We start from the raw sequence: 24,562 nt of genomic DNA on the forward strand, positions 1-24,562 counted from the left end.
GCTGGGAAGAGGCTGCTCAGATCGCGGAAGGCGTGGAACGCCGAAGCCCGTGATCCTTCAACCAATCGGGGGAAGTGGCAATGGAACTGAACAAAGAAGTACTGGACTGCATGAAAGCGCTGCGTCGCCGTCTACGCGAAGAGCAGGACGTGGATATTCGCATGAGCCAGCCCAACGCGATCGTCGCCATGCTCGATGGCAGCCTGAAATCCGACGATGAAGAAACCCGCCGCCTCGGCCAACGTCTGGCCGAACTGTCCGATCAACCGCAGCGTGCAACAGTGACGCCACTGGCCGCAGTCGAGCTACCGGTCGGCACGCCAACCGGCTCGGTACGCGTCTATCGCGGCCAGCGCATCTACGCCTGAGGCCCCATCTGCGCCTGCCACCAGGTGCAGAACTCATCCAGTGCATCCCACAGGCTGGCCCGGGGCTCGTAGCCAAGGTATTCGCGGGCGCGATCGATGTTCAGGGAAAAATCCCTGGCCATCACCGCCACGCCGAGGCGAAACAGACTTGGCTCTGGCCGCCCGGGCAGTACCCGGCACACGCCTTCGTTGAGCGTCGCCGCAGCGTAGGCCAGCGGAAATGGCACATGCCGCGTCACCGGCGGCAGCTCCAGGCGACGCAACACATAATTGACCACGTCCCACAGCGGTACCGGCGCGCCATTGCTGATGTTGTACACCTGGCCAAGCGCCGCTCCGCCCACTTGCAACGAGCTGAGCAAAGCATCGTTGAGGTTGTGCACGTTGGTGAAGTCGACCTTGTTCAGACCATTGCCGATGATCGCCAGACGACCCTTGCGTTGCATACCGATCAACCGGGGGAAGATGCTGGTATCGCCCGCGCCAGTGACGAAGCGCGGACGCAGGGCGATCACCTCCAGGCCGAATTCCTGCGCGGCGAACACCTGTTGTTCGGCCAGGTACTTGGTCTTGCCGTAGTGATCGGAGAAGCGTTTGGGCACCTGCTCCTCGCGGATATCGACATGGGACTTGCCATCGAAATAGATCGACGGCGAGGACAGATGCACCAGGCGCTGGACCTTCTGCTTGAGGCAGGCGTCGACGATATTCTCGGTGACCGTGACGTTGGCCTGATGAAAATGCGCGTAATCGCCCCATACGCCGACCGCGCCGGCGCAGTGCACCACCGCCTCGACATCCTGGCACAGCGTCTGGGCCAACTCGGCATCACCGAGATCGCCCTGAACGAACTCGGCACCGCGCTTGATCAGGTGCTGCACGCCCTCGGCGCGACGGCCGTTGACCCGCACGGCCAGCCCTTGCTCGAGCGCAAAACGAGCGAAGCGCCCACCGATGAAGCCACTCGCGCCAGTGACCAGAATCTTCATCGTCATCCCCTACCCTTGATTCTTGTAGTTGCCGCACTCTAGCAGTGCTCAGCCTGACCTGCGCTGTCAGTGGCGGCCAGAACGACGACCCGGAAAGCCTGCCCTGCCTGGACTCGTAGGGTGCGCGTGCGCACCAGCCCTTGGCGGGATATCGATCTTCATCCAATGCTATGCCGATCCCCCGCCATGTCACCTTGCAGTTGGTGCGCATGGCGCACCCTACGGACCGGGTTGCGTCTGGACTAGCGTAATGCCGGCGGCACGGCGCAGATGCTCGGTGAGCCCTGCCAGCAACTCACCACCATTGCGCCAGTGATGCCAATACAACGGCACATCGATGCAGCGCTCGGGCACCAGGTCCACCAGCCTGCCGCTGGCCAGCTCTTCTCTCACCTGCAATTCCGGCACCAGGCCCCAACCGAGGCCGCCTTCGGTCAGGCGCACGAACCCTTCGGACGAGGGGCACAGGTGATAGGCGAAGGCACCCATGACACCGAGGCTCGCCAGGTAGCGATGCTGCAACTGATCATCCGGGCCGTAGACGATGGCCGGTGCCCGCGCCAGGGTTTCGGCGCTGACGCCAGCGGCAAAATGCCGAGCAATGAAGGCCGGGCTGGCCAGCGCGCGATAACGCATCGCCCCCAGCGCCAGGCTGCGCGCACCCGCCACCGGGCGCTCGGCAGCACACACGCAACCGGCCACTTCTCCGGCGCGCATGCGCTTGAGGCCCACTTCCTGATCTTCCACCACCAACTCCATCAGCACTTGCTGATCGGCGCAGAACTCGGACGTCGCCGTCGCCCACCAGGTCGCCAGGCTGTCGGCGTTGATGGCGATGCGCAGGCGCTCGGGCAAGGCCTGCTCGTCCAGCCCCGGAACCTGGCCCTGCAGGTCACGCTCGAGCAAGCGCACCTGCTGCACGTGGTTGAGCAGACGTCGACCGGTTTCGGTTGGCGCTGGTGGCGTCGCGCGCACCAGCACCGGCTGGCCGACCCGTGCTTCGAGCAACTTGATGCGCTGCGACACCGCCGACTGCGACAGCCCCAGCACCTGCGCCGCACGCTCGAAGCCGGCCTGTTCCACCACCGCAGCCAGCGCAGCGAGAAGTTTGTAATCGAACAATCGATTTTCCTAATGAGTGATCAGCAATATTGGTTTCTCTTATACATCCAGCCACCGCAGACTCGCCAGCATTCAGTCCAATCAGGAGCCCGCCATGTCTGGAGAAACCAACCTCGCGCGTCTGCTGCAGAGCATGACGCCGCGGCTCAATCCCGGTCAGTACGTGTTCTGTTGCGTCCCGACCGAGCATGACTGCAGCGGCCTGCAGCCCATCGCCAGCCTGCGCGAAACCGAAGGCCTGAGCCTGGTGTTACCGCGCGAAGTCGCCGACGCCCATGGCCTGCACTACGACTACGTCGCTGCCTGGATCACCCTTGAGGTGCATTCGTCGCTGGCTGCCGTGGGCCTCACAGCATCCTTCTCTGCCGCCCTGGCGCAGGCGGGAATCAGTTGCAACGTGGTCGCCGGCTTTCATCACGACCATATCTTCATGCCCAGCGAGCGCGCCGAGCAGGCGCTGTCCACCTTGCGCGCCTTGTCGGCGGCGTCCATTCCGGAGCCGGCGTGATGTGGCAGAGCTATAGCAACGGCCTGTTGGTGGCCATCGGCCTGATCATGGCCATCGGCGCGCAGAATGCCTTCGTCCTGGCGCAGAGCCTGCGCCGGGAACACCATCTGCCGGTGGCCGCCCTGTGCATCGTCTGCGATGCCCTGCTGGTGGCCGCTGGCGTGTTCGGCCTGGCCACCCTGCTGGCGCAGAGCCCGACCTTGCTGGCCATCGCTCGCTGGGGCGGTGCTGCCTTTCTGCTCTGGTACGGCAGCCAGGCGCTGTTGCGCGCTGCGCGCCCGCAATCACTGCAAGCGGCAGGTAGCGAGCCGCGCTCATTGCGCGCGGTGATGCTCGCAGCACTGGCGGTCACCCTGCTCAATCCACATGTCTATCTGGATACCGTACTGCTGATCGGCTCGCTCGGCGCCCAGCAACCAGAACCCGGCGCCTATGCGGCAGGAGCTGCCAGCGCCTCCTTTCTCTGGTTTGCCACTCTGGCACTTGGCGCCGCCTGGCTCGCACCCTGGCTGGCCAGGCCACTGACCTGGCGCCTGATCGACCTCGGCGTGGCGGCGATGATGTTCGCGGTGGCGGCGCAGTTGATTCTCGGCGCGTTGTAATCGCGCATAATGCGTCTGGCTAATTACGCCAGGAGCAACAATGGATACCCTGCATGCGATGCGCGTGTTCGTTCAGGTGGTCGAACGTGGCAGCTTCACCGCTGCGGCCCAGGCACTGAATCTGTCCACCGCGCAGGTGTCGCGCCTGATCACCGACCTCGAGCAACATCTCGAGGCACGCCTGCTACAGCGCACCACGCGGCGCCTGGCACTGACCGAAACCGGTGAGCGTTACCTCGAGCGCTGCCGGCAGATTCTCGGCCAGATCGACGAAGCCGACGCCGAAGCACGTGGCGCGCACCGCACCCCCAGCGGTCGCCTGCGCGTGCACACCATGACCGGTCTCGGCCTGCAGCACATCACCCCGCTGATTGCCCGCTATGCCGAACATCATCCTCAGGTCGTGGTGGAACTGACCCTGGCCCAGCGCACTCCAGACCTGCTCGAAGACGGCCATGACGTGACCATCGCCTTCGCCCGCGACCTGCCTGACTCGCAACTGGTTGCGCAACGCCTGGGCGCAATCCACAGCGTCATCTGCGCGGCGCCCAGCTATCTGGCTCAATACGGCATTCCCGAACACCCGGCTGACCTGCAACGACATCGTCACCTGCGCCTGACCGACCCGCTGTATCGCGGTCAATGGGATTTCGGTGACGACCAGTTGGAGGCGCTGCCGGCCGAATGCTTCCAGGTCAACGTCGCCGAGGCCTTGGTCAAGGCAGCCCAGGCCGGCATGGGTTTCTGCCTGCTACCCTCCTTCGTCGCCAGCCAGCCGCTGCGTGAAGGGCGCCTGCTGCGCATCCTGCCGCAGCACCGGCTACGCGCACTGAACATCTATGCGATGTATCCATCGCGACGCTTTCTCGATGCCAAGACGCGCACCTGGGTAGAGTTTCTCAAGGCCGAACTGCCGCCGTTACTGCTTGGCGACGAAGCGGTGCTGGACGACGCACAACACTGGGCAAGCCCGGAGAAATTGTTGCGCGAAAGGTAATGGTCATTCACTCAAAGCGCGCTTTTTCCGACCTCGATGCCTCACTAGGATGACTTCGAACCCACGAAGAATCCCAAGAGGATCGCCCCAATGAAGAACCTTGTCACTGCCACTGTCCTGTCCCTTTCCACCCTGCTGGCCGCCCAAGCCTGCTTCGCCGAAGAGTCGGCGGCCTTCGTCGCTCATCAGCAGGCCCACCAGCAACAGCCGCACGCCACAGCCACCCAGCAGGCGCATGCCGCGAGCACGCAGAACAGCGATCAGCACGGTTGACCCAGAGCTTACCTGGCGCCGGCCGCGCTCCTGACCGGCGCCCCTCGGGCCGCTGAAACGGCCCTTTTTCCCGCACCGAGGCCATCATGAAACGTATCGCCTGCCTGCTCGCTTTCGGCTGCGCCGCAACCCTGGCACATGCCGAAACGCCCGAGCACTACCACTACGGCATGCACCTGGACATTGCCAAGGTCATCAGCCAGACCCTGCCGCAAGGCTGCGAAGCGGGTGAAGCCCGCATGGTCTACCTGGACTCCAAAGGTGAGCAGCACACGCTTATCTACCAACGTATCGGCGAAAACTGCCGCTACTGACCACCGCACGCACCACACATCCCGGCCTTACCTGGCGCGCACGAACTCGGCACTGAAGCGCCCGCCATCCGGGCGCGTGAAGGTCTCGTACATCCGATCGCCCTCGACCCTCAGTTGCAACTCCTTCGTCGTCCGGACACCGCCGACCCAGTTGGGAAAGGTGGCGCCCTCGACCCGGTTACCGGCGAACCGTCCCTGCTCATCGACACTGTAAGTGCCAAAGAAGCCGATGCTCGACGCCATGGCACGACGATTTTCTTCGTCGCTGCCGCCGCCGCGCGCATCGGATGCAAAACGCGGCGTATCGCCGTCGGTCAGCACTTCGACGAAGTGCATATCAGGCGTGAACACCAGCATGCCTTGCAGGTTTTCACCGTACGGACGCTCGACTTTTCCATCTGCCTCCAGGGTGGCGGAAACCATACGCCAGGTGCCAACCACCTGGTTGGCAGCGTGAGCCTCGGACTCGCGGGCCGTGGCGTTCAAGCTCAGCGCCAGCAAGCCGACCACCAGTAACGGCCGCGACAAGTGCCGGCGCCACTGCGGCAGATCGATCCAGACACAAGCGCGGGTATTCGATTCGTTTTTCATCAGTCATCTCCTCTAACGATGAAACCGATGGTATGGCGCGGGTCAAGCTATGATAAGACGCACCAATACGAACACCTTCGTGAAGAATACTCACCAATGAGCAACGCCAGCCTCGCTGATCTCAAGGCCTTCATTCAGGTCGCTCAGCAGCGCAGTTTCCAGAAGGCTGCCGACGCCTTAGGGGTATCACGCTCCTCTCTCAGTCACGCCATCAAGGGGCTTGAACAACGCCTGGGGGTTCGCCTGCTGCACCGCACCACCCGCAGCGTTGCCGTGACGGAGGCAGGAGAACAACTGCTGCAGCGCCTGACGCCCCTACTCCGGGATCTGGACGACGCACTGGATGCCGTCAGCCATGGCCCCGACGAGCTCGCCGGAACCCTACGCATCAATGCCAGCAAGGGCGGCGCGCGTTGGCTGCTGGAACATGTGGTGCCGACGTTCCTGCAACGCCATCCCCATGTGGAGCTCGACCTGGTCAGCGAGGGCAGGCTGGTGGATATCGTCGCCGAGGGCTTCGACGCCGGCGTGCGCCTGGCCGAGTCAGTGCCTCAGGACATGGTGGCAGTGCCCTTCGGCGGCGAAGTGCGCTTCGTCACCGTGGCTTCACCCACCTATGTCGCCACCTTTGGGCGTCCTGGCACACCTGACGAGCTGCGCGCTCATCGCTGCATCCGCCAGCGCATGCCCAGCGGCAAGCGCTATCGCTGGGAGTTCGAGCGCGGCACGCAGCACCTCGCCCTCGACGTACCAGGCGCATTGAGCCTGGACGATAACGACCTGCTGGTCGAAGCGGCCTGCGCCGGCCAGGGCATCGCCTACGTCCCCCAGGCCTTCGCTCGCCAGGCGCTGGAGAGCGGTAAGCTGGTGCTACTTCTCGAAGACTGGACACCACCATGCCCCGGCCTGTGCCTCTACTACTCCAGCTATCGCCACGTTCCGGCGCCACTGCAGGCGTTCATCTCCATTCTCCGCGGGCAGGGATAGCGCAGTCCCCTTCAGACGACCGGGAGCCACACTGCTGCAATCCCGCGGTCTATGCTGAATAGGTGTAACTCAGTCGCGATCGTGATCGACGCCTTGACCGTCCCGGCGCGGAGCACCCGCACAAGGGGTAGCACCAAGGTTGCACCATGATGACGCAGCGCATCGGTACGCTGGATAACACGAGCGCGTGCTAGCGTGCCAACGTCCACGCTGCGGAATGCATTCATGCCCTGAAACCGCCATCTTCAGGCGCTACAGCGGCAGCCATGTGGACGAAATGAACGTCCGTCGGGATGCCGAGCTAATTGGTTGCACCTAGTTGCACCAAGCACCGAAGCGGGTTTAATCTCCCGCAGCTTTTTTGTTGCCCGCCATTCATGGCGGCACCGCTTCGGGCCGTCGCAAGCGACGTCAAAAACTGCTCCGGCAGTTTTTACCGTGCATAACCTGACAATAAGTAGGACTCCCCATGGCTACTACCACTCTTGGCGTAAAACTCGACGATGCCACCCGCGAACGCCTGAAAAAGGCCGCCGCGCAGATCGACCGCACGCCGCACTGGATGATCAAGCAGGCGATCTTCAATTATCTGGAGCAAGTCGAGAGTGGCCTGACGCCCGCCGAGCATGCCGGCCTGGCCGCAGCCGCCGGCGAGGAAGCCCTGGAATCGCTGACCGAACAGGGTCTGCAGGTGTTCCTCGATTTCGCCGAGAGCATCCTCCCGCAGTCGGTGTTGCGCGCCGCCATCACCAGCGCCTATCGCCGCCCGGAAACCGAAGTGGTACCGATGCTGCTGGAGCAGGCGCGCCTGAACCCGGAGCAGGCCGAGGCCTCGCAGAAGCTGGCCCTGGGCATCGCCGAAAAGCTGCGCAACCAGAAGAACGCCAGCGGTCGTCAAGGCCTGGTGCAGGGGCTGCTGCAGGAGTTCTCGCTGTCGTCGCAGGAAGGCGTAGCGCTGATGTGCCTGGCCGAAGCCCTGCTGCGCATTCCTGACAAGGCCACCCGTGACGCGCTGATCCGCGACAAGATCGCCAACGGCAACTGGAGCCAGCACCTCGGCCAGAGCCCGTCGATGTTCGTCAACGCGGCGAGCTGGGGCCTGCTGATCACCGGCAAGCTGGTCTCGACCCACACCGAAGCCGGCATGACTTCGGCGCTCAACCGCATCATCGGCAAGAGCGGTGAGCCGGTGATCCGCAAGGGCGTGGACATGGCCATGCGCCTGATGGGCGAGCAGTTCGTCACCGGCGAAACCATCGCCGAAGCCCTGGCCAACGCCTCCAACCTGGAAGCCAAGGGCTTCCGCTATTCCTACGACATGCTCGGTGAAGCCGCGCTGACCGAAGAAGATGCCAAACGCTACCTGGCCTCCTACGAGCAGGCCATCCACGCCATCGGCAAGGCCTCCCATGGCCGTGGCATCTACGAAGGCCCGGGCATCTCGATCAAACTGTCCGCCCTGCACCCGCGCTACAGCCGCGCCCAGTACGAGCGCGTGATGGACGAGCTGTACCCGACCCTGCTGGGCCTGACCCAGCTGGCCAAGCAGTACGACATCGGCCTCAACATCGACGCCGAGGAAGCCGACCGCCTGGAGCTGTCGCTGGACCTGCTCGAGCGCCTTTGCTTCGAGCCGAGCCTGGCCGGCTGGAACGGCATCGGTTTCGTCATCCAGGCCTACCAGAAGCGCTGCCCATACGTGATCGACTACGTCATCGACCTGGCCAAGCGCAGCCGCCACCGCCTGATGATCCGCCTGGTAAAAGGCGCCTACTGGGACAGCGAGATCAAGCTGGCCCAGGTCAACGGCCTGGAAGGCTACCCGGTGTACACCCGCAAGCCGTACACCGACGTGTCCTACCTGGCCTGCGCACGCAAGCTGCTGGCCGCGCCGGAAGCCATCTACCCGCAGTTCGCCACCCACAACGCCCACTCGCTGTCGGCCATCTACCAGTTGGCCGGGCAGAACTACTACCCGGGTCAGTACGAGTTCCAGTGCCTGCACGGCATGGGTGAGCCGCTGTACGAGCAGGTCGTTGGCAAGATCTCCGACGGCAAGCTGAACCGCCCGTGCCGCATTTACGCGCCAGTGGGCAGCCATGAAACCCTGCTGGCCTACCTGGTGCGCCGCCTGCTGGAAAACGGCGCCAACACCAGCTTCGTCAACCGCATCGCCGACCACAGCATCTCGCTGAAAGACCTGGTGCTCGACCCGGTGCTGCAGGTCGAGCAGATGGCCGCGCAGGAAGGCACCATCGGCCTGCCGCATCCGCGCATCGCCCTGCCGCGTGACCTGTACGGCAAGGAGCGGGTCAACTCCTCCGGCCTGGACCTGGCCAACGAACACCGTCTCGGCTCGCTGTCCTCGGCGCTGCTGTCGACCGCCAACCAGAGCTACCTGGCCGAGCCGATGCTCGGTTGCGATGGCGTCAATCCGGGCGAGCCGGAGCCAGTGCGCAATCCAGCCGATCACCGCGATCTGGTTGGCCATGTACGCGAAGCCAGCGTCAAGGATGTCGACAGCGCCATCCTCTGCGCCCTGGCCAGCGGGCAGATCTGGCAGTCCACCCTGCCCGCCGAACGCGCCGCCGTGCTGGAGCGCGCCGCCGACCTGATGGAAGCCGAGCTGCAGCAACTGATGGGCCTGCTGGTGCGTGAGTCCGGCAAGACCTTCGCCAACGCCATCGCCGAAGTGCGCGAGGCGGTGGACTTCCTGCGTTACTACGCGATCCAGGCCCGCAGCTTCGGCAACGACAGCCACCGCCCGCTGGGCCCGGTGGTGTGTATCAGCCCGTGGAACTTCCCGCTGGCGATCTTCAGCGGTCAGGTGGCTGCCGCCTTGGCCGCCGGCAACACCGTGCTGGCCAAGCCCGCCGAACAGACCCCGCTGATCGCCGCACAGGCCGTGCGCATCCTGCGCGAGGCCGGCGTGCCGGCTGGCGCCGTGCAACTGCTGCCGGGCCGTGGCGAGACCGTTGGTGCGCGCCTGGTGGGTGACGAGCGTGTGCGTGGCGTGATGTTCACCGGTTCCACCGAAGTGGCCGGCATCCTCCAGCGCAACATCGCCGGGCGCCTGGATGCCCAGGGCCGCACCATCCCGCTGATCGCCGAAACCGGCGGCCTCAACGCCATGATCGTCGACTCCTCGGCACTGACCGAGCAGGTGGTGATGGACGTGGTCGCCTCTGCCTTCGACAGCGCCGGCCAGCGCTGCTCGGCGCTGCGCGTGCTATGCGTGCAGGACGACGTGGCCGACCGTGTGCTGACCATGCTCAAGGGCGCCATGGCCGAATACAGCCTGGGTAACCCGGAGCGTCTGAACACCGACATTGGCCCGGTGATCGACGCCGAGGCCAAGGCCGGCATCGACACCCACATCGCCAAGCTGCGCGAAAAAGGCCGCAAGGTCACCCAACTGGCGCGCGTCAACGGTGAGGAGATCAAACGCGGCACCTTCGTCGTACCGACCCTGATTGAGCTGGATAGCTTCGATGAGATGAAGCGCGAGATTTTCGGCCCGGTGCTGCACGTGGTGCGCTACCAGCGCGCGGACCTGGGCAAGCTGCTGCAGCAGATCAACGACAGCGGCTACGGCCTGACCCTCGGCGTGCACACACGCATCGACGAGACCATCGCCCAGGTGGTCGGCACCGCCAAGGTCGGCAACCTGTATGTGAACCGCAACATGGTAGGCGCCGTGGTCGGCGTGCAGCCGTTCGGTGGCGAAGGCCTGTCCGGCACTGGTCCGAAAGCCGGTGGCCCGCTGTACCTGTTCCGCCTGCTGTCGACCCGTCCACAGGAGGCCGTCGCCCAGTATCTGCAACAGGCCGAGGTGCAGGCCCTGCCGGTTCCGACCGAGCTGGACAAGGTACGTGCCGCCTTCGCCGAATGGGCAGCCAAGCAGGAGCCAGCCATCGCCGCGCTGTTCGAGCAGTACCGCGGCCTGTCGCAGAGCTACAGCAGCCACACGCTGACCGGCCCGACCGGCGAGCGCAACAGCTACACCCTGCTGCCGCGCGAGCACGTGCTGAACCTGGCCGACGAGCGTGGTGATCTGCTGGCTCAGCTGGCTGCCACCCTTGCCGTCGGCAGCCGGGCGATCTGGCTGGACGGCCAACGCCCGCTGTACGCCGAACTGCCGAAGGAGGTGCAGAAGCACATCCAGCTGGTGGCCGACTGGAACAGCGTCGACGTGGAGCTGGACGCCATCCTGCACCACGGCGACTCCGACCAGCTGCGCGCAGTCAGCGAGCAGGCGGCACAGCGCAAGGGCGCCATCGTCGGTGTACACGGCCTGAACAAGGGCGAGACCGACATCGCTCTGGAACGTCTGCTGGTGGAACACGCCCTGAGCGTCAACACCGCTGCGGCTGGCGGCAACGCCAGCCTGATGACCATCGGCTGATCGCAGCCGATAACACCGCGGAAAGCTGGATGAAAGCTTTCCGCGGCATGCTGTAACCACATGACGCAACTGCCTGCAGGGGCTACCCGCCCGGCGTCATGCTTCTCCCTTTGGCCTTCGGGTCTGCGCCAGCCTATCCGGCCAGCGCGTCGAGCGGGGCCAACCGCCCCGCCCATCCCCTTTCCCCGCTATCGGCTCCATCGCAACTGGCCATCATTGCGGAACAGAAAGTTCGGTCTATGTTGATTGGACTGGCGCCACCCCGTGCCAGACAGAGCAGCAGTCCTGACGCTCATCAGGTGCTCGACAACGCCTGGAACAAGGATGTGCGTTGACGAATCCTGACTATTGATTCAAGTCAGGATGCTGTGCTCGCCAAACGTGCTCAATACCTATGTCCCCTTGTGACACGGAGGTAATTGAGATGTCTGACTCGACGCAAAAACTCCGCCTCGGCGCGCTGATCGCGCTGGTCGTCGGCTCCATGGTCGGCGGCGGTATCTTCTCTCTTCCGCAAAATATTGCAGCCAGCGCCAGCGCCGGCGCCACCCTGATCGGCTGGCTGATCACCGGGGTCGGCATGCTGACCCTGGCGTTCGTATTCCAGACCCTGGCCAATCGCAAGCCCGAACTCGATGGTGGGGTGTATGCCTACGCCAAGGCTGGTTTCGGCGACTACATGGGTTTCTCCTCAGCCTGGGGCTACTGGATCAGCGCCTGGATCGGCAACGTCAGCTACATGGTGCTGCTGTTTTCCACGTTGGGTTACTTCTTCCCGGTATTTGGCGAAGGCAACACCCTGCCGGCAGTGATCTGCGCCTCGGTGCTGCTCTGGCTGCTGCACTTTCTGGTGCTGCGCGGGATCAAGGAAGCGGCCTTCATCAACACCGTGACCACCATCGCCAAGATGCTGCCCCTGGCGCTATTCATCGCCATCGCCGCCATCGCCTTCAAGCTCGACGTATTCACTGCGGACGTCTGGGGCCGCGGCAATACAGAGCTGGGCAGCGTGATGGATCAGGTGCGCAACATGATGCTGGTCACCGTCTGGGTGTTCATCGGCATCGAAGGCGCGAGCATCTTCTCCGCTCGCGCCGAGAAGCGCAGCGATGTCGGCAAGGCCACGGTGATCGGCTTCGTCGGTGTGCTTCTGCTGCTGGTCCTGGTCAACATCCTGTCTCAGGGCATCATGGCCCAGGCCGAACTGGCCGGGCTTAAGAACCCATCCATGGCCGGCGTGCTGGAGCAGGTGGTCGGCCCCTGGGGTGCACAGTTGATTTCGATCGGCCTGATCGTCTCACTGGCAGGCGCCTTGTTGTCCTGGACGCTGCTGTGCGCCGAGATTCTCTTCGCCAGCGCCCGTGACCACACCATGCCGGCGTTCCTGCGCAAGGAGAATGCCAACCACGTTCCGGCCAATGCGCTGTGGCTGTCCAACGGACTGATCCAGCTGTTTCTGATCATCACGCTGTTCAACGCCTCCACCTACCTCAGCCTGCTGTACCTGGCCACCTCGATGATTCTGGTGCCGTACTTCTGGTCCAGCGCCTACGCGGTATTGCTGGCGGTGCGCGGCGAGACCTACGAGAGCGCGGCCGGCGAGCGCAACAAGGATCTGTTGATCGCCGCAATATCCACCCTGTACGCAGTGTGGCTGGTGTATGCCGCCGGCGTGCAGTACCTGCTGCTCTCGGCGCTGCTCTATGCCCCTGGCGCGATTCTCTTCGCCAAGGCCAAGCGCGAGATGGGTCAGCCCATCTTCACCGCCGTCGAGAAATTGATTTTTGTCGCCGTACTGGTCGGTGCCGCCATCGCTGCCTACGGGCTGTATGACGGTTTCCTGAGTCTGTGAGAGAAGGAGTTCGACATGTCCAAGAAAGCCCTCGGCGTTCATTCCGAAGCCGGCAAACTGCACAAGGTGATGGTCTGTTCACCAGGCCTCGCCCACCTGCGTCTGACCCCCGCCAACTGCGACGAACTGCTGTTCGACGATGTGATCTGGGTATCCCAGGCCAAGCGCGACCACTTCGACTTCATGACCAAGATGCGCGAACGCGGCATCGAAGTGGTGGAGATGCACAACCTGCTGGAAGAGACCGTCAGCGACCCCAACGCGCTGAAATGGATTCTCGACCGCAAGATCACCCCCAACAGCGTCGGCCTCGGCCTGCAGAACGAAGTGCGTTCCTTTATCGAAGGACTGGAGCCACGCAAGATCGCCGAGTTCCTGATCGGCGGCGTATCCGGCGCCGATCTGGTCAAGCACAAGGATTCCGAGGCAGCGAAGATGTTCAACGCCTACCTCGGCGAAGCCAGCTTCATCTTCCCGCCGCTGCCCAACACCCAGTTCACCCGCGACACCACCTGCTGGATCTATGGTGGCGTCACCTTGAACCCCATGTACTGGCCAGCGCGCCGTCAGGAAACCCTGCTCGCCAGCGCCATCTACACCTTCCACCCGGACTTCGCCAATGAGCCCTTCGAGATCTGGTACGGCGACCCGGACCAAGAGCACGGCTCAGCCACTCTGGAAGGCGGTGACGTCATGCCCATCGGCAATGGCACCGTGTTGATCGGCATGGGCGAACGCAGCTCGCACCAGGCCATCGGCCAGGTGGCGCGCGCACTGTTTGCCAAGGGCGCGGCAGACAAGGTCATTGTCGCCGGCCTTGGCCGCTCGCGCGCCGCCATGCACCTGGACACCGTATTCAGTTTCTGCGACCGCGACCTGGTGACCATCTTCCCGGAAGTGGCCAACAGCATCGTGCCCTTCATCCTTCGCCCAGACGAGAGCCGCCCAGGCGGCATCGACGTACGCCGCGAGGACAAACCCTTCGTCGATGTGGTCGCCGAATCCCTCAACCTGAAAAAACTGCGTGTGGTGGAAACCGGCGGCGACGCCTACGAGGCCGAACGCGAGCAGTGGGACGACGGCAACAACGTGGTCTGCCTGGAGCCGGGCGTGGTCATCGGCTACGACCGCAACACCTACACCAACACCCTGCTGCGCAAGGCCGGCGTCGAGGTCATCACCATCAGCGCCAGCGAGCTGGGACGCGGTCGCGGCGGCGGTCACTGCATGACCTGCCCGATCATCCGCGACCCCATCGATTACTGATCCAGCCAGCCCCGGCGGCCAACCGTCGCCGGGACGTTTCGACTGCCCAAAAGGAGAAAGAACCATGGCGTTCAACATGCACAACCGTCACCTGCTAAGCCTGATGCACCACAGCACCCGTGAGCTGCGTTACCTGCTCGACCTGTCACGCGACCTCAAACGCGCCAAATACACCGGCACCGAGCAGCAGCACCTGACCCGCAAGAACATCGCGCTGATCTTCGAGAAGACTTCGACCCGCACCCGCTGCGCCTTCGAGGTGGCAGCCTACGACCAGGGCGCCAACGTCACCTACATCGACCCCAACTCCTCGCAGATCGGCCACAAGGAAACCATGAAGGACACTGCCCGCGTACTCGGGCGCATGTATGACGCCATCGAGTACCGCGGCTTCAAGCAGGAGATCGTCGAGGAACTGGCCACCTATGCGGGCGTGCCGGTGTTCAACGGCCTGACCGACGAATACCACCCCACGCAGATGCTCGCCGACGTGCTGACCATGCGCGAGCACAGTGACAAGCCATTGCACGACATCGCCTATGCCTACCTCGGCGATGCGCGCAACAACATGGGCAATTCGCTGCTGCTGATCGGCGCCAAGCTCGGCATGGACGTACGCATCGCCGCGCCCAAGGCGCTGTGGCCGAGCGACGAACACGTAGCCGCCTGCCAGAAATTCGCCGAGGAAAGCGGCGCACGCATCCTGCTCACCGAAGACCCGAAGGAGGCGGTCAAAGGCGTCGACTTCGTCCACACCGACGTCTGGGTATCGATGGGTGAGCCGGTGGAAGCCTGGGGTGAGCGCATCCAGGAGCTGCTGCCCTATCAGGTCAACGCCGAGATCATGAAGGCCGCTGGCAACCCACGGGTGAAGTTCATGCATTGTCTGCCGGCCTTCCACAACAGCGAAACCAAGGTCGGAAAGCAGATTGCCGAGCAGTATCCGCACCTGAAGAACGGCATCGAGGTCACCGAAGAGGTCTTCGAGTCACCCTGGAACATCGCCTTCGAGCAGGCGGAAAACCGCATGCACACCATCAAGGCGATTCTGGTCGCTACCCTGGCTGATATTTAGGTTTACGTAGCCCGGATGCAATCCGGGGATGAGCTTGTCTCCCCTCTCCCATTTATGGGAGAGGGGCCGGGGGAGAGGGTCTGACCGGCGAAGCCGAACCCCAGACCACAAGCCCCGGATTCAATCCGAGCAACAAGGAGAACACCATGCGACTCGTCATCGCCCTGGGCGGCAACGCCCTGCTTCGTCGCGGCGAAGCCATGACTGCGGAAAATCAACGAGAGAACGTGCGCGTCGCCTGCGAACAGATCGCTAAGGTGGCAGATGGCAAGGAGTTGGTCATCGCCCACGGCAACGGCCCGCAGGTCGGCCTGCTGGCACTGCAGGGCAATGCTTATGACGCGGCCAACCCTTACCCGCTTGACGTGCTCGGCGCCGAAACCGAGGGCATGATCGGTTACATGATCGAACAGGAGCTGGGCAACCTGCTGCCGTTCGAAGTGCCCTTCGCCACCCTGCTCACCCAGGTGGAAGTGGACAGCGCCGACCCTGCCTTCAAGAAACCGAGCAAACCCATAGGCCCGGTCTACAGCAAAGAAGATGCTGAGCGTCTGGCCGCCGATAAAGGCTGGAGTATCGCCCCGGACGGCGACAAGTTCCGCCGCGTGGTGGCCAGCCCGCGCCCGCAGCGCATCTTCGAAATCCGCCCGATCAAATGGCTGCTGGAAAAGGGCAGCATAGTAATCTGCGCCGGTGGCGGCGGCATTCCAACGATGTACGACGGCAACCAGTTACGCGGCGTCGAGGCGGTGATCGACAAAGACCTGTGCTCGGCGCTACTGGCCGAACAGCTCAATGCCGACCTGCTGGTAATCGCCACCGATGTCGACGCAGCCTATGTCGACTGGGGCAAACCCTCGCAGAAATCCATCGCCGAAGCTCATCCCGATGCCATCGAAACGCTCGGCTTCGCCGCCGGCTCCATGGGGCCAAAGGTGCAGGCCGCCTGCGAGTTCGCGCGCAATACCGGCAGCAGCGCGGTGATCGGTTCGCTGGAAAATATCGAAGCCATCGTCCAGGGTCGTTCAGGCACACGCATCAGCCTGGACTGCAAGGGCATCGTCTATCGCTGAGAGGGCATGATCATGTTCACACCCGGTCACCTGCACCGCGACAACCACGACCGCCCCGAGCACATGCGCCTGCTGCCGCCCTTCTCGGTGGACTTCTACTACGAAGTCCGCAAGGACCCGCAGCAAGGGCCGATGCTGCATATGCGCCTGGTCGGCGACGTCGACGGTCGGCACTTTGAGGAAGCGTTTGAACTGCATCGCGATGTCGCCTTCAACTTCGCCAGCGTGGCGACCCGCATCGCCGCCCGCCATGGCCTGCCTCCCAACGCCAGCCCGGTGATGCGCGGCCACGACGAGTACGACAAGGTGTTCGCCGACATCCGCAGCAAACTCAATGTCCAACCGGGCGAGCCGGTCAATCTCGATCACATCCTATGACGTAGCCCGGATGCAATCCGGGGCTCTCGCTCATTTCCCGGATTGCATCCGGGCTACGCGCAGAAACAGCCATTTATCGTCACTCCCGCGAAGGCGGGAGCCCAGATGATTCCTAGGTTCTGGATGCCCGCCTGCGCGGGCATGACGGCTTTTTCAGATGCGCTCGTTCAAACGACGTAACACCCGCTCTGCGCACAACGCCCTGCCCGTTTTCAAGCCTGCATCGTCCAACCATGCACACCCATCGCCGCCTGGCGCCCTGCCTCCGAGCGGGTCGGGTGTGGGTGGCAGGTCAGCGCGATGTCCTCGGCTGAGGCAGAAAACTCCATGGCCACGCAGTACTCGCCGATCAGTTCACCTACACTCGGGCCGATCATGTGCACGCCGAGAATCTGGTCGGTGTTGGCGTCGGCCAGAATCTTCACGAAGCCTTCAGTCTCGTGGTTGATCTTCGCCCGACTGTTGGCCGTGAAAGGAAACTTGCCGACCTTGTAGGCTCGGCCCTCTGCCTTCAGCTCCTCCTCACCCTTGCCAACGCTGGCGACTTCCGGGCGGGTGTAGATCACCCCGGGTATGACCCCGTAGTTGACCTCTGCCGCATGCCCGGCGATGCGTTCGATGCAGGCCACTGCCTCGTCTTCGGCTTTGTGCGCCAGCATCGGCCCGGAGGTGACGTCGCCGATTACCCACACGCCCGGCACGCCGCTCTGGTGCCTTTCGTTGGCGAGCATGCCGCGTTTGTCGGTGTTCAGGTCGACGTTCTCCAGCCCGAGCCCTTTGGTATACGGACGCCGACCGATGGCCACCAGCACGTAGTCTGCTTCCAGCACTTCAGCCGCGCCGCCTGCCGCCGGTTCCAGCGTCAGGGTCACACCGGACTTGCTCGTCTTAGCACCGGTAACCTTGGTACCCAGCTTGAAGCTCATGCCCTGCTTGCCCAGTGTGCGTTGCAGGGTCTTGGCCGTCTCGCCATCCAGGCCTGGACAGATGCGGTCGAGGTATTCCACCACGGTCACCTCGCTACCCAGGCGACGCCATACCGAGCCCAGCTCCAGGCCGATCACCCCGGCGCCGATCACCACCAGGTGCTTGGGCACCTCGGGCAACGACAGCGCACCGGTGGAATCGAGGATGCGCGCGTTATCGATGCTTACGCCCGGCAAGGGTGTCGGTTCGGAGCCGGTGGCGATGACGATGTTCTTCGTCTCCAGCAGGCGCTCGCCGCCTTCGCTCAGTTTGACCTGTACACGCCCGGGGCCGTCGATACGTCCCCAGCCCTTGACCCATTCCACCTTGTTCTTGCGAAACAGGAACTCCACGCCCTTGGTCAGCGCTGCGACGCTGTCGGCCTTCTGCTTCATCATCTGCGCCAGATTGAGCGTCGGCGTGACCTCAACGCCCAGGGCACTGAGCTCACCACCGGCAGCGGCCTCGTAGAGTTCGGACGCATGCAGCAACGCCTTGGACGGCATGCAACCGACGTTCAGGCAGGTGCCACCGAGGGTTTCGCGGCCTTCCACACAAGCCACCTTGAGACCCAATTGGCCGGCACGAATCGCCGCGTTGTAACCGCCAGGGCCGGCGCCAATGATGACCACGTCATAGCTGCTCATTGCTTTGTCCTCGAATCAGGGAAGTTTGCCGGCCACCGCAGCCGTGACGACCGGGCGGGTGCGCAGAAGGTGGAAGAACAGAAACGCCAGCACGGCGAACAGCGCGTTCAAGGCAACCATAGGCCAGGCCGAGCCATCCTGCAGGGCGCCCAGCAGCAGACCAGCCAGGGTGGCGCCAGCCATCTGCGAGAAGCCCATCAGCCCCGCCGCCAATCCGGCACGCTGCGGGTTGGGGATCACCGCACCGGCAACGGCGGCCGGCAGCAACATGCCGCCGCCCAGCGTCACCAATAATTGCGGCAGCGACAGCCCCAGAAGCGACAGGCCAAACAGCAGGTAGATCGTCAAGGTCAGCAACGACCCGAGCAGCACCAGCGCGACACCGATGCCTACCACCCGCTGTGGCCCCAAGCGCTGCACATTGCGCAGGGTGAACAGCGCGCCGCCGAGCAGGCCGGAAACGACCAGAGCAAAAGTCAGCCCATATTGCGCGGCGCTCAGCCCCAGCAGGCCGATGTACACCGACGACGAGCCGGCCACCACGACGAACATCGAGCCGTAGGTGCAGGCAATGGTTAGTGCCAGCGCGCGGCAACTGGGCCACACCAGCCGGTAACTGGCCCACAGGCCGTTGAGCCGGCCAGCCTGGGGATCGCGCTGCAGGTGCGTCTCGCGGTAGCGGGTGAACACGGAGAGCAACGCCAGGCTACCAAGCACCACGGTCGCCAGCAGTGGCGCGCGCCAGCCGCCGTATTGGGTCAGCAGGCCACCGACCACTGGCGACAGCACGATGGCCGCAAACATGCCCAGCACCGTCAGCGCCAGGGCCGGCCCCGCCTGCTCCTGCCACACGTCACGGACGATGGCCCGCGCCAGCACCAGCGCCGCGCAGGCGCCCAGCCCCTGCAGCACACGCATGCCGATCAACACCTCGATGTTCGGCGCCAGCAGCATGCCCAGGGTCGCCAGCAGATAAAGGCTCAAACCGCTGAGCAACACCGGGCGCCGCCCGAGCCGATCCGACAGCGGGCCCAGCACCAATTGCCCCAAGCCGAAGGCGCCGACGAACAGCGACAGCGCCAGCAGGCTGCTGCCAGGCTTGGCCTGCAGCCCACGCTCCAGCTCACCCAGGGCGGGAATCAGTAACTGCGTGGACGTCTCTCCCAGCGCGGTGAGCAGCATCAGAATGATCAACAGAACGCGGGAAGGCTGCATGACAAGGCTCCGATCGACAGCGACTGGCGGCTGTTTATATTTCAACCATAATATGAAACATTGAATGTCGTCCATCATATTTATTCGGAGCCCGTATGACTGCCTTATCCCGAGACGCTCGCCTCGCCACCTGGATCGCCGAAGAACAGGCCATTCGCAATCAACTCGCCGCCCCGGGCACCCTCAGCCTGGCGGAAGTGGCCGCCATGTCGCCGATGGATTTCTTCGACGGCATCGGCCGCGGCGACCTGCCCTCCCCGCCGATCAACGCCGTGCTCGACTTCACTCCGGTGCAATGGGCCAGCGGCCTGTTCGTGTTCCAGGGCTCGCCGGATCAGCGCCACTACAACCCGCTGGGCAGCGTGCACGGCGGCTACATCGCGACCCTGCTCGACTCCTGCATGGGCTGCGCCGTACATACCTTGCTCAAACCGGGGCAGGGCTACACCACCGCAGACCTGCGAGTGAGCTACATCCGCGCGCTGCGCAGCGAGACCGGACCGGTGCGCGCGGAAGGCCGGATCATTCATGTCGGTCGCTCCACCGCCTTGGCTGAAGGGCGTCTCTATGATGTCGACGAACGCCTGTATGCCGTTGCCTCCACCACTTGCCTGATTCTCGATATGAATGCGCCGCGCCAGAACAGCGACGCCAGTGTAAGATGACAAGCACCATTTGATAGACAGACGAGGCCCGCCATGCGCTATTCGGAAGACCACAAGGCCAAGACTCATCAACGCATCATCGAAGAAGCGGCCCTGCGTTTTCGCCGCGATGGAGTCGGGGCCACCGGCCTGCAGCCACTGATGAAAGCGCTCGGCCTGACCCATGGCGGTTTCTACGCGCACTTCAAATCCAAGGACGACCTGGTCGAAACCGCGCTGCAGCACGCCGTACAGACGCTGGAAAGCAGCACAGCCGAGTCGCTGGAAGGAGCCGAAGCGCCGCTGCAGACGTTCATCCAGCATTACTTGTCCAGCCTGCATCGCGCCAACCCTGGCGCTGGCTGCCCACTGCCGACCATCTCTGCGGAGCTCGGCCAGCGCGGCGAACCCAGCGCCACCAGCGATGTGATCGTGCGCAACCGCCTGGCGCTGATCGAGAACAACCTGAAAGGCGAAGACGCGGAAGACGAAAGCGTGCTGATGCTTTCGGCCATGGTCGGCGCCCTGCTGCTGTCGCGTAGCGTCAAGGATCCTGAGCTATCCGACCGCCTGCTGAAAACCACCCGTCGCCTGCTGATCGAGCAGGCGCAGGACGCGTAATGACAAGGCTATGCCTGAGTTAACTGTGCATTCGTAGGAGCGGATTTATCCGCGAAATTCGCGGCTGAAGCCGCTCCTACAACGTCACTCACGTGCACATAGCCAATAAAGAGACTGCTTCGGACTCACTTGTAGCGCGCAGCCGCCTGGTTGCGCGACAGGTTCGGCCCCAAGGCAGCGCGGGCAGCGACGAAGGCGTCCCAGTCGGCTGCATTCGGCAGCGAGGGTATGGTCACCAGTTCGCCCTGATCGAAACCAGCCAGCGCTGCATCGACCATCTCGCCCACTTCCATGATCATCGACGGCGGCAGCGCCGACGCATCGGTGCCGCTGCGCTCCCAGATTTCGGTGCGAGTCACGCCTGGCATCACCGCCTGCAGCTGCACCCCCGAACCACGCAATTCGCCAGCCAGGGTCTGGGTCAGGCTCAGCACATAAGCCTTGGTCGCGCTGTACACGGCGTTGAACATTTCCGGCGCCAGCGCCACAACCGAGCCGAGGTTGATGATGCCGCCACGCCCAGCCGCGGAGAAATTGGCTGCAGCCGCGGCCGCCAGACGCGTCAAGGCCACCACGTTGAGCTGGATCATGGTCTCGGCCTGGTCAAGATCGGCGGACGCCAATGGACCGTTCATGGCGACACCGGCGTTGTTCACTAGCAAAGCGACATTCGAGTCCTCGCGCAGACGCTTTTCCACCTTGAGCACATCGGCCTTGAGGGTGAGATCCGCCGGCATCACCTCGACCGCAACGCCGTACTCGGCGCCCAGGCGCTTGGCAAGGGTCTGCAGACGCTGAGCATCACGCGCCACCAGCAGCAAGTCATGGCCGCGCCGGGCCAGGCGCTCGGCATAAGTGGCGCCGATGCCAGACGAGGCTCCGGTGATCAGGGCAGTTCCGAGGGCGGATTGGGTATTCATGGCAAGTCTCCAGGGAGTGTGATGAGTGAGAAGGCATCCTCTCACCAATAAGATTACAGTCATAATTTAAAAAAATTATATTACGACCATAATCAAACTAATCAAGCACAGCGCTGGAAAAGCATCACAGCAGCCGCCAGACGGTGGCGCACCAAGTTATGGCTGTTTTTGTCCTTCTGGTCAGAAAAAGGTGCATCGATGGCACTGGAGCAAACCTGAAAATTCCGCGCATCCTTTTGATTTGCAAGGGATATTCACAATCAAGAGAATTGGCGCCGTTTTTGCTCTAGCAGCACCAGCCTGACCAGACGGACAGGTTTAAAAACGCCGGGAGCGATTTTTGACGTCGGCTCCGCAAGGGCGACCGCCATGAATGGCAGGCAAAAAACCATAACGACACGTCTTAACCACCAGGAGCTTTCATGAATCGCACTCTCTCTTCGCTGGCACTGGCCGGCGGTTTGCTGGCCGGCGGCCAGGCCATTGCCGGTGACCTGATGCAGTGGCAGAACAACAGCCTGACCTACCTCTATGGCCAGGACTTCAAGATCGACCCGGAAATCCAGCAGACCATCACCTTCGAGCACGCCAGCGGCTGGAGCTTCGGTGACCTGTTCCTGTTCGTCGACGTGATCAAGTACAACACCGACGCCACCAACGGCGCGGGTGACGGCCATACCTTCTATGGCGAATTCAGCCCGCGCTTCTCGCTGGGCAAGATCACCGGTGCCGACTTCTCCTTCGGGCCGATCAAGGACGTGCTGATCTCCACCACCTACGAATTCGGTGAAGACGACGTCGAGTCCTACCTGATCGGCCCGGCGGTCGACCTGGACATCCCCGGCTTCGATTACTTCCAGCTCAACACCTACCTGCGCACCACCGACGGCAGCCGCCCCGGCAGCAACGTCTGGCAGATCACCCCGGTGTGGAGCTACACCATCCCCGTCGGCGAATCGGACATCCTCATCGATGGTTTCATGGACTGGGTGGTGGACAACGACAGCAACCGCCGTGGCGACTACCACGCAAACCTGCACTTCAACCCACAGATCAAGTACGACCTGGGCAAGGCGCTGAAGTGGGGCGAGAAGCAGCTCTACGTCGGTATCGAATACGACTACTGGAAGAACAAGTACGGCATCAAGGACGGCGGATTCGTCAGCGAGAACTTCGTAGGTTCTACCGATCAGAACACCGCCAGCCTGCTGGTCAAAGCGCACTTCTGATCGTTTGCCCCCTTCCTGAATGGCCAAGGTCGCAGCCACTTGCGACCTTCTGCCAATGCCATCGACCAGCCTGGCGTGGTTAGCTGCACGGCATCACCAGACCTTCACCCAAGGATGGACGATGCCACCGCGTATCCTGCTGCTTACCTGCCTTGCCATGCTGGCCTTCGCCGGCAACTCGCTGCTGTGCCGCTTGGCACTGCGTGAAACCGACATCGATGCCGCCAGCTTCACGGCGATCCGCCTGCTCGCCGGCGCTCTGACGCTCTGGCTGTTGCTCAGGCTGAGGCAGGCCAGGCAACCCGTCGCAGGCAACTGGCCAGGCGCACTGGCACTGTTCACTTACGCCGCAACGTTTTCCTTCGCATATCTGCAGCTGGATACCGGCATCGGCGCCCTGCTGCTGTTCGGCTCGGTGCAATTGAGCATGCTGCTCTGGGGCTTGCTGCATGGCGAACGCCTGGGGCTGGGCGCCAGCCTCGGCACGGCGCTGGCGACGGCCGGCCTGCTGGCGCTGCTGCTGCCCGGCGCCAGTGCGCCACCACTGTTGGCGGCCTTGCTGATGCTGCTGGCCGGCATCGCCTGGGGAGCGTACTCACTGCTGGGGCGTGGCCAGGGTGATCCGCTGGCCGTGACCGCTGGCAACTTCCTGCGTGCAGCCCCATTGGCCCTGCTGCTGGCGCTGGTGCTGCTGCCACAGCTCGACTGGGACGGGCCAGGCCTGTTCTACGCCTTGCTGTCCGGCGCCCTGACCTCCGGCGTTGGCTACGCCATCTGGTACAGCGCCCTGCCAGGACTACGCGCCAGCCAGGCCGCCACGGTGCAACTGAGCGTGCCGATTCTCGCCGCTCTCGGCGGCAGCCTGCTGCTGAGCGAGGCGTTGTCTTTGCGACTGACCTTGAGCGCCATCGCCGTGCTCGGCGGCATCGCACTGGTGCTGGGCAGCCGGCAACGTGCCGGGAGCTAATGGCGCGCACCGCGGTCTTCTATCCTGAACCCATCAAGTCCAGGGAAGATCGTCATGCCTCGTCTGCTCCGTCTCTGCCTCATCAGCCTGCTCGCGGCCAGCCTGGGCGCCTGCGCCAGCCTGAGCAATCGTGATCCGCTACGGGTTGATTTGGTCGGCCTGGAACCTTTGCCCGGTCAGGGCCTGGAAGTGCGTTTCGCGGTCAAGCTGCGAGTGCAGAACCCCAATGACAGCGCGGTGAGCTTCAACGGCATGGCATTGGATCTGGACGTAAACGGCCAGCCGCTGGCCAGTGGCGTCAGCGACCAGAGCGGCAGCGTGCCACGCTTCGGCGAGACGGTACTGAGCGTCCCGGTGAGCATTTCGGCGTTTTCAGTGGTGCGTCAGGCCTGGGGCGCGGCCGGCTATCAACCCGGCCAGGAAGTGCCCTACGTGCTGCGCGGTAAACTCGCCGATGGCCTGTTCGGCACGCGTCGCTTCAGCGACAGCGGCACCCTGAACTGGCCGCAACCGCCAAGCCCCTACTGACGCAGGGACCAGCGGCGCGTTTGGC

Annotated in this window: 24 protein-coding genes; 18 read left to right on the forward strand and 6 right to left on the reverse strand. The window is 63.6% G+C overall.

What is annotated here, in order from left to right; translation table 11 throughout:
• The first annotated feature begins 80 nt into the window (after positions 1-80).
• Positions 81-368, forward strand: coding sequence for a hypothetical protein (locus tag RTH74_RS02990; protein WP_316913695.1), 288 nt, complete (start codon positions 81-83; stop codon positions 366-368).
• Here RTH74_RS02990 and RTH74_RS02995 read toward each other — a convergent pair.
• Positions 359-1,357, reverse strand: coding sequence for an NAD-dependent epimerase/dehydratase family protein (locus RTH74_RS02995; protein ID WP_099522311.1), 999 nt, complete (start codon positions 1,355-1,357; stop codon positions 359-361). The genes RTH74_RS02990 and RTH74_RS02995 overlap by 10 nt on opposite strands.
• A 219-nt stretch (positions 1,358-1,576) precedes the next feature.
• On the reverse strand, positions 1,577-2,479 hold the full coding sequence (locus RTH74_RS03000) for a LysR family transcriptional regulator ArgP (RefSeq protein ID WP_316913696.1): 903 nt from the start codon (positions 2,477-2,479) through the stop codon (positions 1,577-1,579).
• 94 nt (positions 2,480-2,573) lie between these two features.
• Here RTH74_RS03000 and RTH74_RS03005 point away from each other — a divergent pair, with 94 nt between their 5' ends.
• From RTH74_RS03005 to RTH74_RS03025, 5 genes are all read left to right on the forward strand, one after another.
• A complete protein-coding gene (locus RTH74_RS03005; RefSeq protein WP_316913697.1) occupies positions 2,574-2,987 on the forward strand; it encodes an ACT domain-containing protein in 414 nt (137 codons plus the stop codon).
• On the forward strand, positions 2,987-3,589 hold the full coding sequence (locus RTH74_RS03010; RefSeq protein ID WP_125881056.1) for a LysE/ArgO family amino acid transporter: 603 nt from the start codon (positions 2,987-2,989) through the stop codon (positions 3,587-3,589). The genes RTH74_RS03005 and RTH74_RS03010 overlap by 1 nt, the downstream gene beginning before the upstream one ends.
• Before the next feature lie 40 nt (positions 3,590-3,629).
• Positions 3,630-4,586 carry a LysR family transcriptional regulator gene (locus RTH74_RS03015; RefSeq protein ID WP_316913698.1) on the forward strand — a complete coding sequence of 319 codons (957 nt, stop codon included), beginning with the start codon at positions 3,630-3,632 and terminating at the stop codon, positions 4,584-4,586.
• A gap of 90 nt (positions 4,587-4,676) precedes the next feature.
• Positions 4,677-4,859, forward strand: a complete 183-nt coding sequence (locus RTH74_RS03020) for a hypothetical protein (RefSeq protein ID WP_316913699.1) — start codon at positions 4,677-4,679, stop codon at positions 4,857-4,859.
• A gap of 86 nt (positions 4,860-4,945) precedes the next feature.
• Positions 4,946-5,173, forward strand: coding sequence for a DUF2790 domain-containing protein (locus RTH74_RS03025; protein ID WP_106735596.1), 228 nt, complete (start codon positions 4,946-4,948; stop codon positions 5,171-5,173).
• A gap of 27 nt (positions 5,174-5,200) precedes the next feature.
• Here RTH74_RS03025 and RTH74_RS03030 read toward each other — a convergent pair whose 3' ends face one another.
• A complete protein-coding gene (locus tag RTH74_RS03030; protein WP_316913700.1) occupies positions 5,201-5,764 on the reverse strand; it encodes a lipocalin-like domain-containing protein in 564 nt (187 codons plus the stop codon).
• 96 nt (positions 5,765-5,860) lie between these two features.
• Here RTH74_RS03030 and RTH74_RS03035 point away from each other — a divergent pair, with 96 nt between their 5' ends.
• From RTH74_RS03035 to RTH74_RS03065, 7 genes are all read left to right on the forward strand, one after another.
• Entirely contained in the window at positions 5,861-6,751 is an 891-nt protein-coding gene (locus RTH74_RS03035) for a LysR family transcriptional regulator (RefSeq protein ID WP_316913701.1), read from the forward strand.
• Between the two features lie 469 nt (positions 6,752-7,220).
• On the forward strand, positions 7,221-11,156 hold the full coding sequence (putA, locus tag RTH74_RS03040) for a trifunctional transcriptional regulator/proline dehydrogenase/L-glutamate gamma-semialdehyde dehydrogenase (protein ID WP_316913702.1): 3,936 nt from the start codon (positions 7,221-7,223) through the stop codon (positions 11,154-11,156).
• A gap of 424 nt (positions 11,157-11,580) precedes the next feature.
• Complete coding sequence (gene arcD, locus RTH74_RS03045; RefSeq protein ID WP_316913703.1) at positions 11,581-13,008, forward strand: arginine-ornithine antiporter; 1,428 nt, start codon at positions 11,581-11,583, stop codon at positions 13,006-13,008.
• Positions 13,009-13,023: 15 nt separating this feature from the next.
• Positions 13,024-14,274, forward strand: a complete 1,251-nt coding sequence (arcA, locus tag RTH74_RS03050; protein WP_316913704.1) for an arginine deiminase — start codon at positions 13,024-13,026, stop codon at positions 14,272-14,274.
• A 64-nt stretch (positions 14,275-14,338) separates the two neighbouring features.
• Complete coding sequence (locus RTH74_RS03055) at positions 14,339-15,349, forward strand: ornithine carbamoyltransferase (RefSeq protein WP_316913705.1); 1,011 nt, start codon at positions 14,339-14,341, stop codon at positions 15,347-15,349.
• A gap of 146 nt (positions 15,350-15,495) precedes the next feature.
• A complete protein-coding gene (gene arcC / locus RTH74_RS03060; RefSeq protein ID WP_316913706.1) occupies positions 15,496-16,422 on the forward strand; it encodes a carbamate kinase in 927 nt (308 codons plus the stop codon).
• 12 nt (positions 16,423-16,434) lie between these two features.
• Positions 16,435-16,800, forward strand: a complete 366-nt coding sequence (locus RTH74_RS03065; RefSeq protein ID WP_179545630.1) for a DUF5064 family protein — start codon at positions 16,435-16,437, stop codon at positions 16,798-16,800.
• A 212-nt stretch (positions 16,801-17,012) separates the two neighbouring features.
• On the opposite strand, the gene lpdA is transcribed toward RTH74_RS03065, so the two are convergent.
• Complete coding sequence (lpdA, locus tag RTH74_RS03070; protein ID WP_316913707.1) at positions 17,013-18,413, reverse strand: dihydrolipoyl dehydrogenase; 1,401 nt, start codon at positions 18,411-18,413, stop codon at positions 17,013-17,015.
• A 15-nt stretch (positions 18,414-18,428) separates the two neighbouring features.
• Positions 18,429-19,628 (reverse strand): Bcr/CflA family efflux MFS transporter, encoded by a 1,200-nt coding sequence (locus RTH74_RS03075; protein ID WP_316913708.1) that lies wholly within the window; start codon positions 19,626-19,628, stop codon positions 18,429-18,431.
• Between the two features lie 95 nt (positions 19,629-19,723).
• Between RTH74_RS03075 and RTH74_RS03080 the strand changes: the two genes are divergently transcribed.
• Entirely contained in the window at positions 19,724-20,293 is a 570-nt protein-coding gene (locus RTH74_RS03080) for a PaaI family thioesterase (RefSeq protein ID WP_296230779.1), read from the forward strand.
• Between the two features lie 33 nt (positions 20,294-20,326).
• On the forward strand, positions 20,327-20,893 hold the full coding sequence (locus tag RTH74_RS03085) for a TetR/AcrR family transcriptional regulator (protein ID WP_316913709.1): 567 nt from the start codon (positions 20,327-20,329) through the stop codon (positions 20,891-20,893).
• Between the two features lie 125 nt (positions 20,894-21,018).
• Here the strand turns inward: RTH74_RS03085 and RTH74_RS03090 are convergent, their stop codons facing one another.
• Positions 21,019-21,813: an SDR family NAD(P)-dependent oxidoreductase gene (locus RTH74_RS03090; RefSeq protein ID WP_280078788.1), complete on the reverse strand. Its 795-nt coding sequence runs from the start codon at positions 21,811-21,813 to the stop codon at positions 21,019-21,021.
• A gap of 422 nt (positions 21,814-22,235) precedes the next feature.
• Here RTH74_RS03090 and RTH74_RS03095 point away from each other — a divergent pair, with 422 nt between their 5' ends.
• The 3 genes from RTH74_RS03095 to RTH74_RS03105 all read left to right on the forward strand — a co-directional run bounded on the left by RTH74_RS03095 (position 22,236) and on the right by RTH74_RS03105 (position 24,537).
• Positions 22,236-23,042: an outer membrane protein OmpK gene (locus tag RTH74_RS03095; RefSeq protein ID WP_099522331.1), complete on the forward strand. Its 807-nt coding sequence runs from the start codon at positions 22,236-22,238 to the stop codon at positions 23,040-23,042.
• Positions 23,043-23,163: 121 nt separating this feature from the next.
• Complete coding sequence (locus tag RTH74_RS03100) at positions 23,164-24,009, forward strand: EamA family transporter (RefSeq protein ID WP_316913710.1); 846 nt, start codon at positions 23,164-23,166, stop codon at positions 24,007-24,009.
• 54 nt (positions 24,010-24,063) lie between these two features.
• Entirely contained in the window at positions 24,064-24,537 is a 474-nt protein-coding gene (locus RTH74_RS03105) for an LEA type 2 family protein (RefSeq protein WP_074860180.1), read from the forward strand.
• The last annotated feature ends 25 nt before the right edge of the window (positions 24,538-24,562 follow it).

Source organism: Pseudomonas sp. zfem001 (genome assembly GCF_032621725.1).
GTDB lineage: Bacteria > Pseudomonadota > Gammaproteobacteria > Pseudomonadales > Pseudomonadaceae > Aquipseudomonas > Aquipseudomonas sediminis.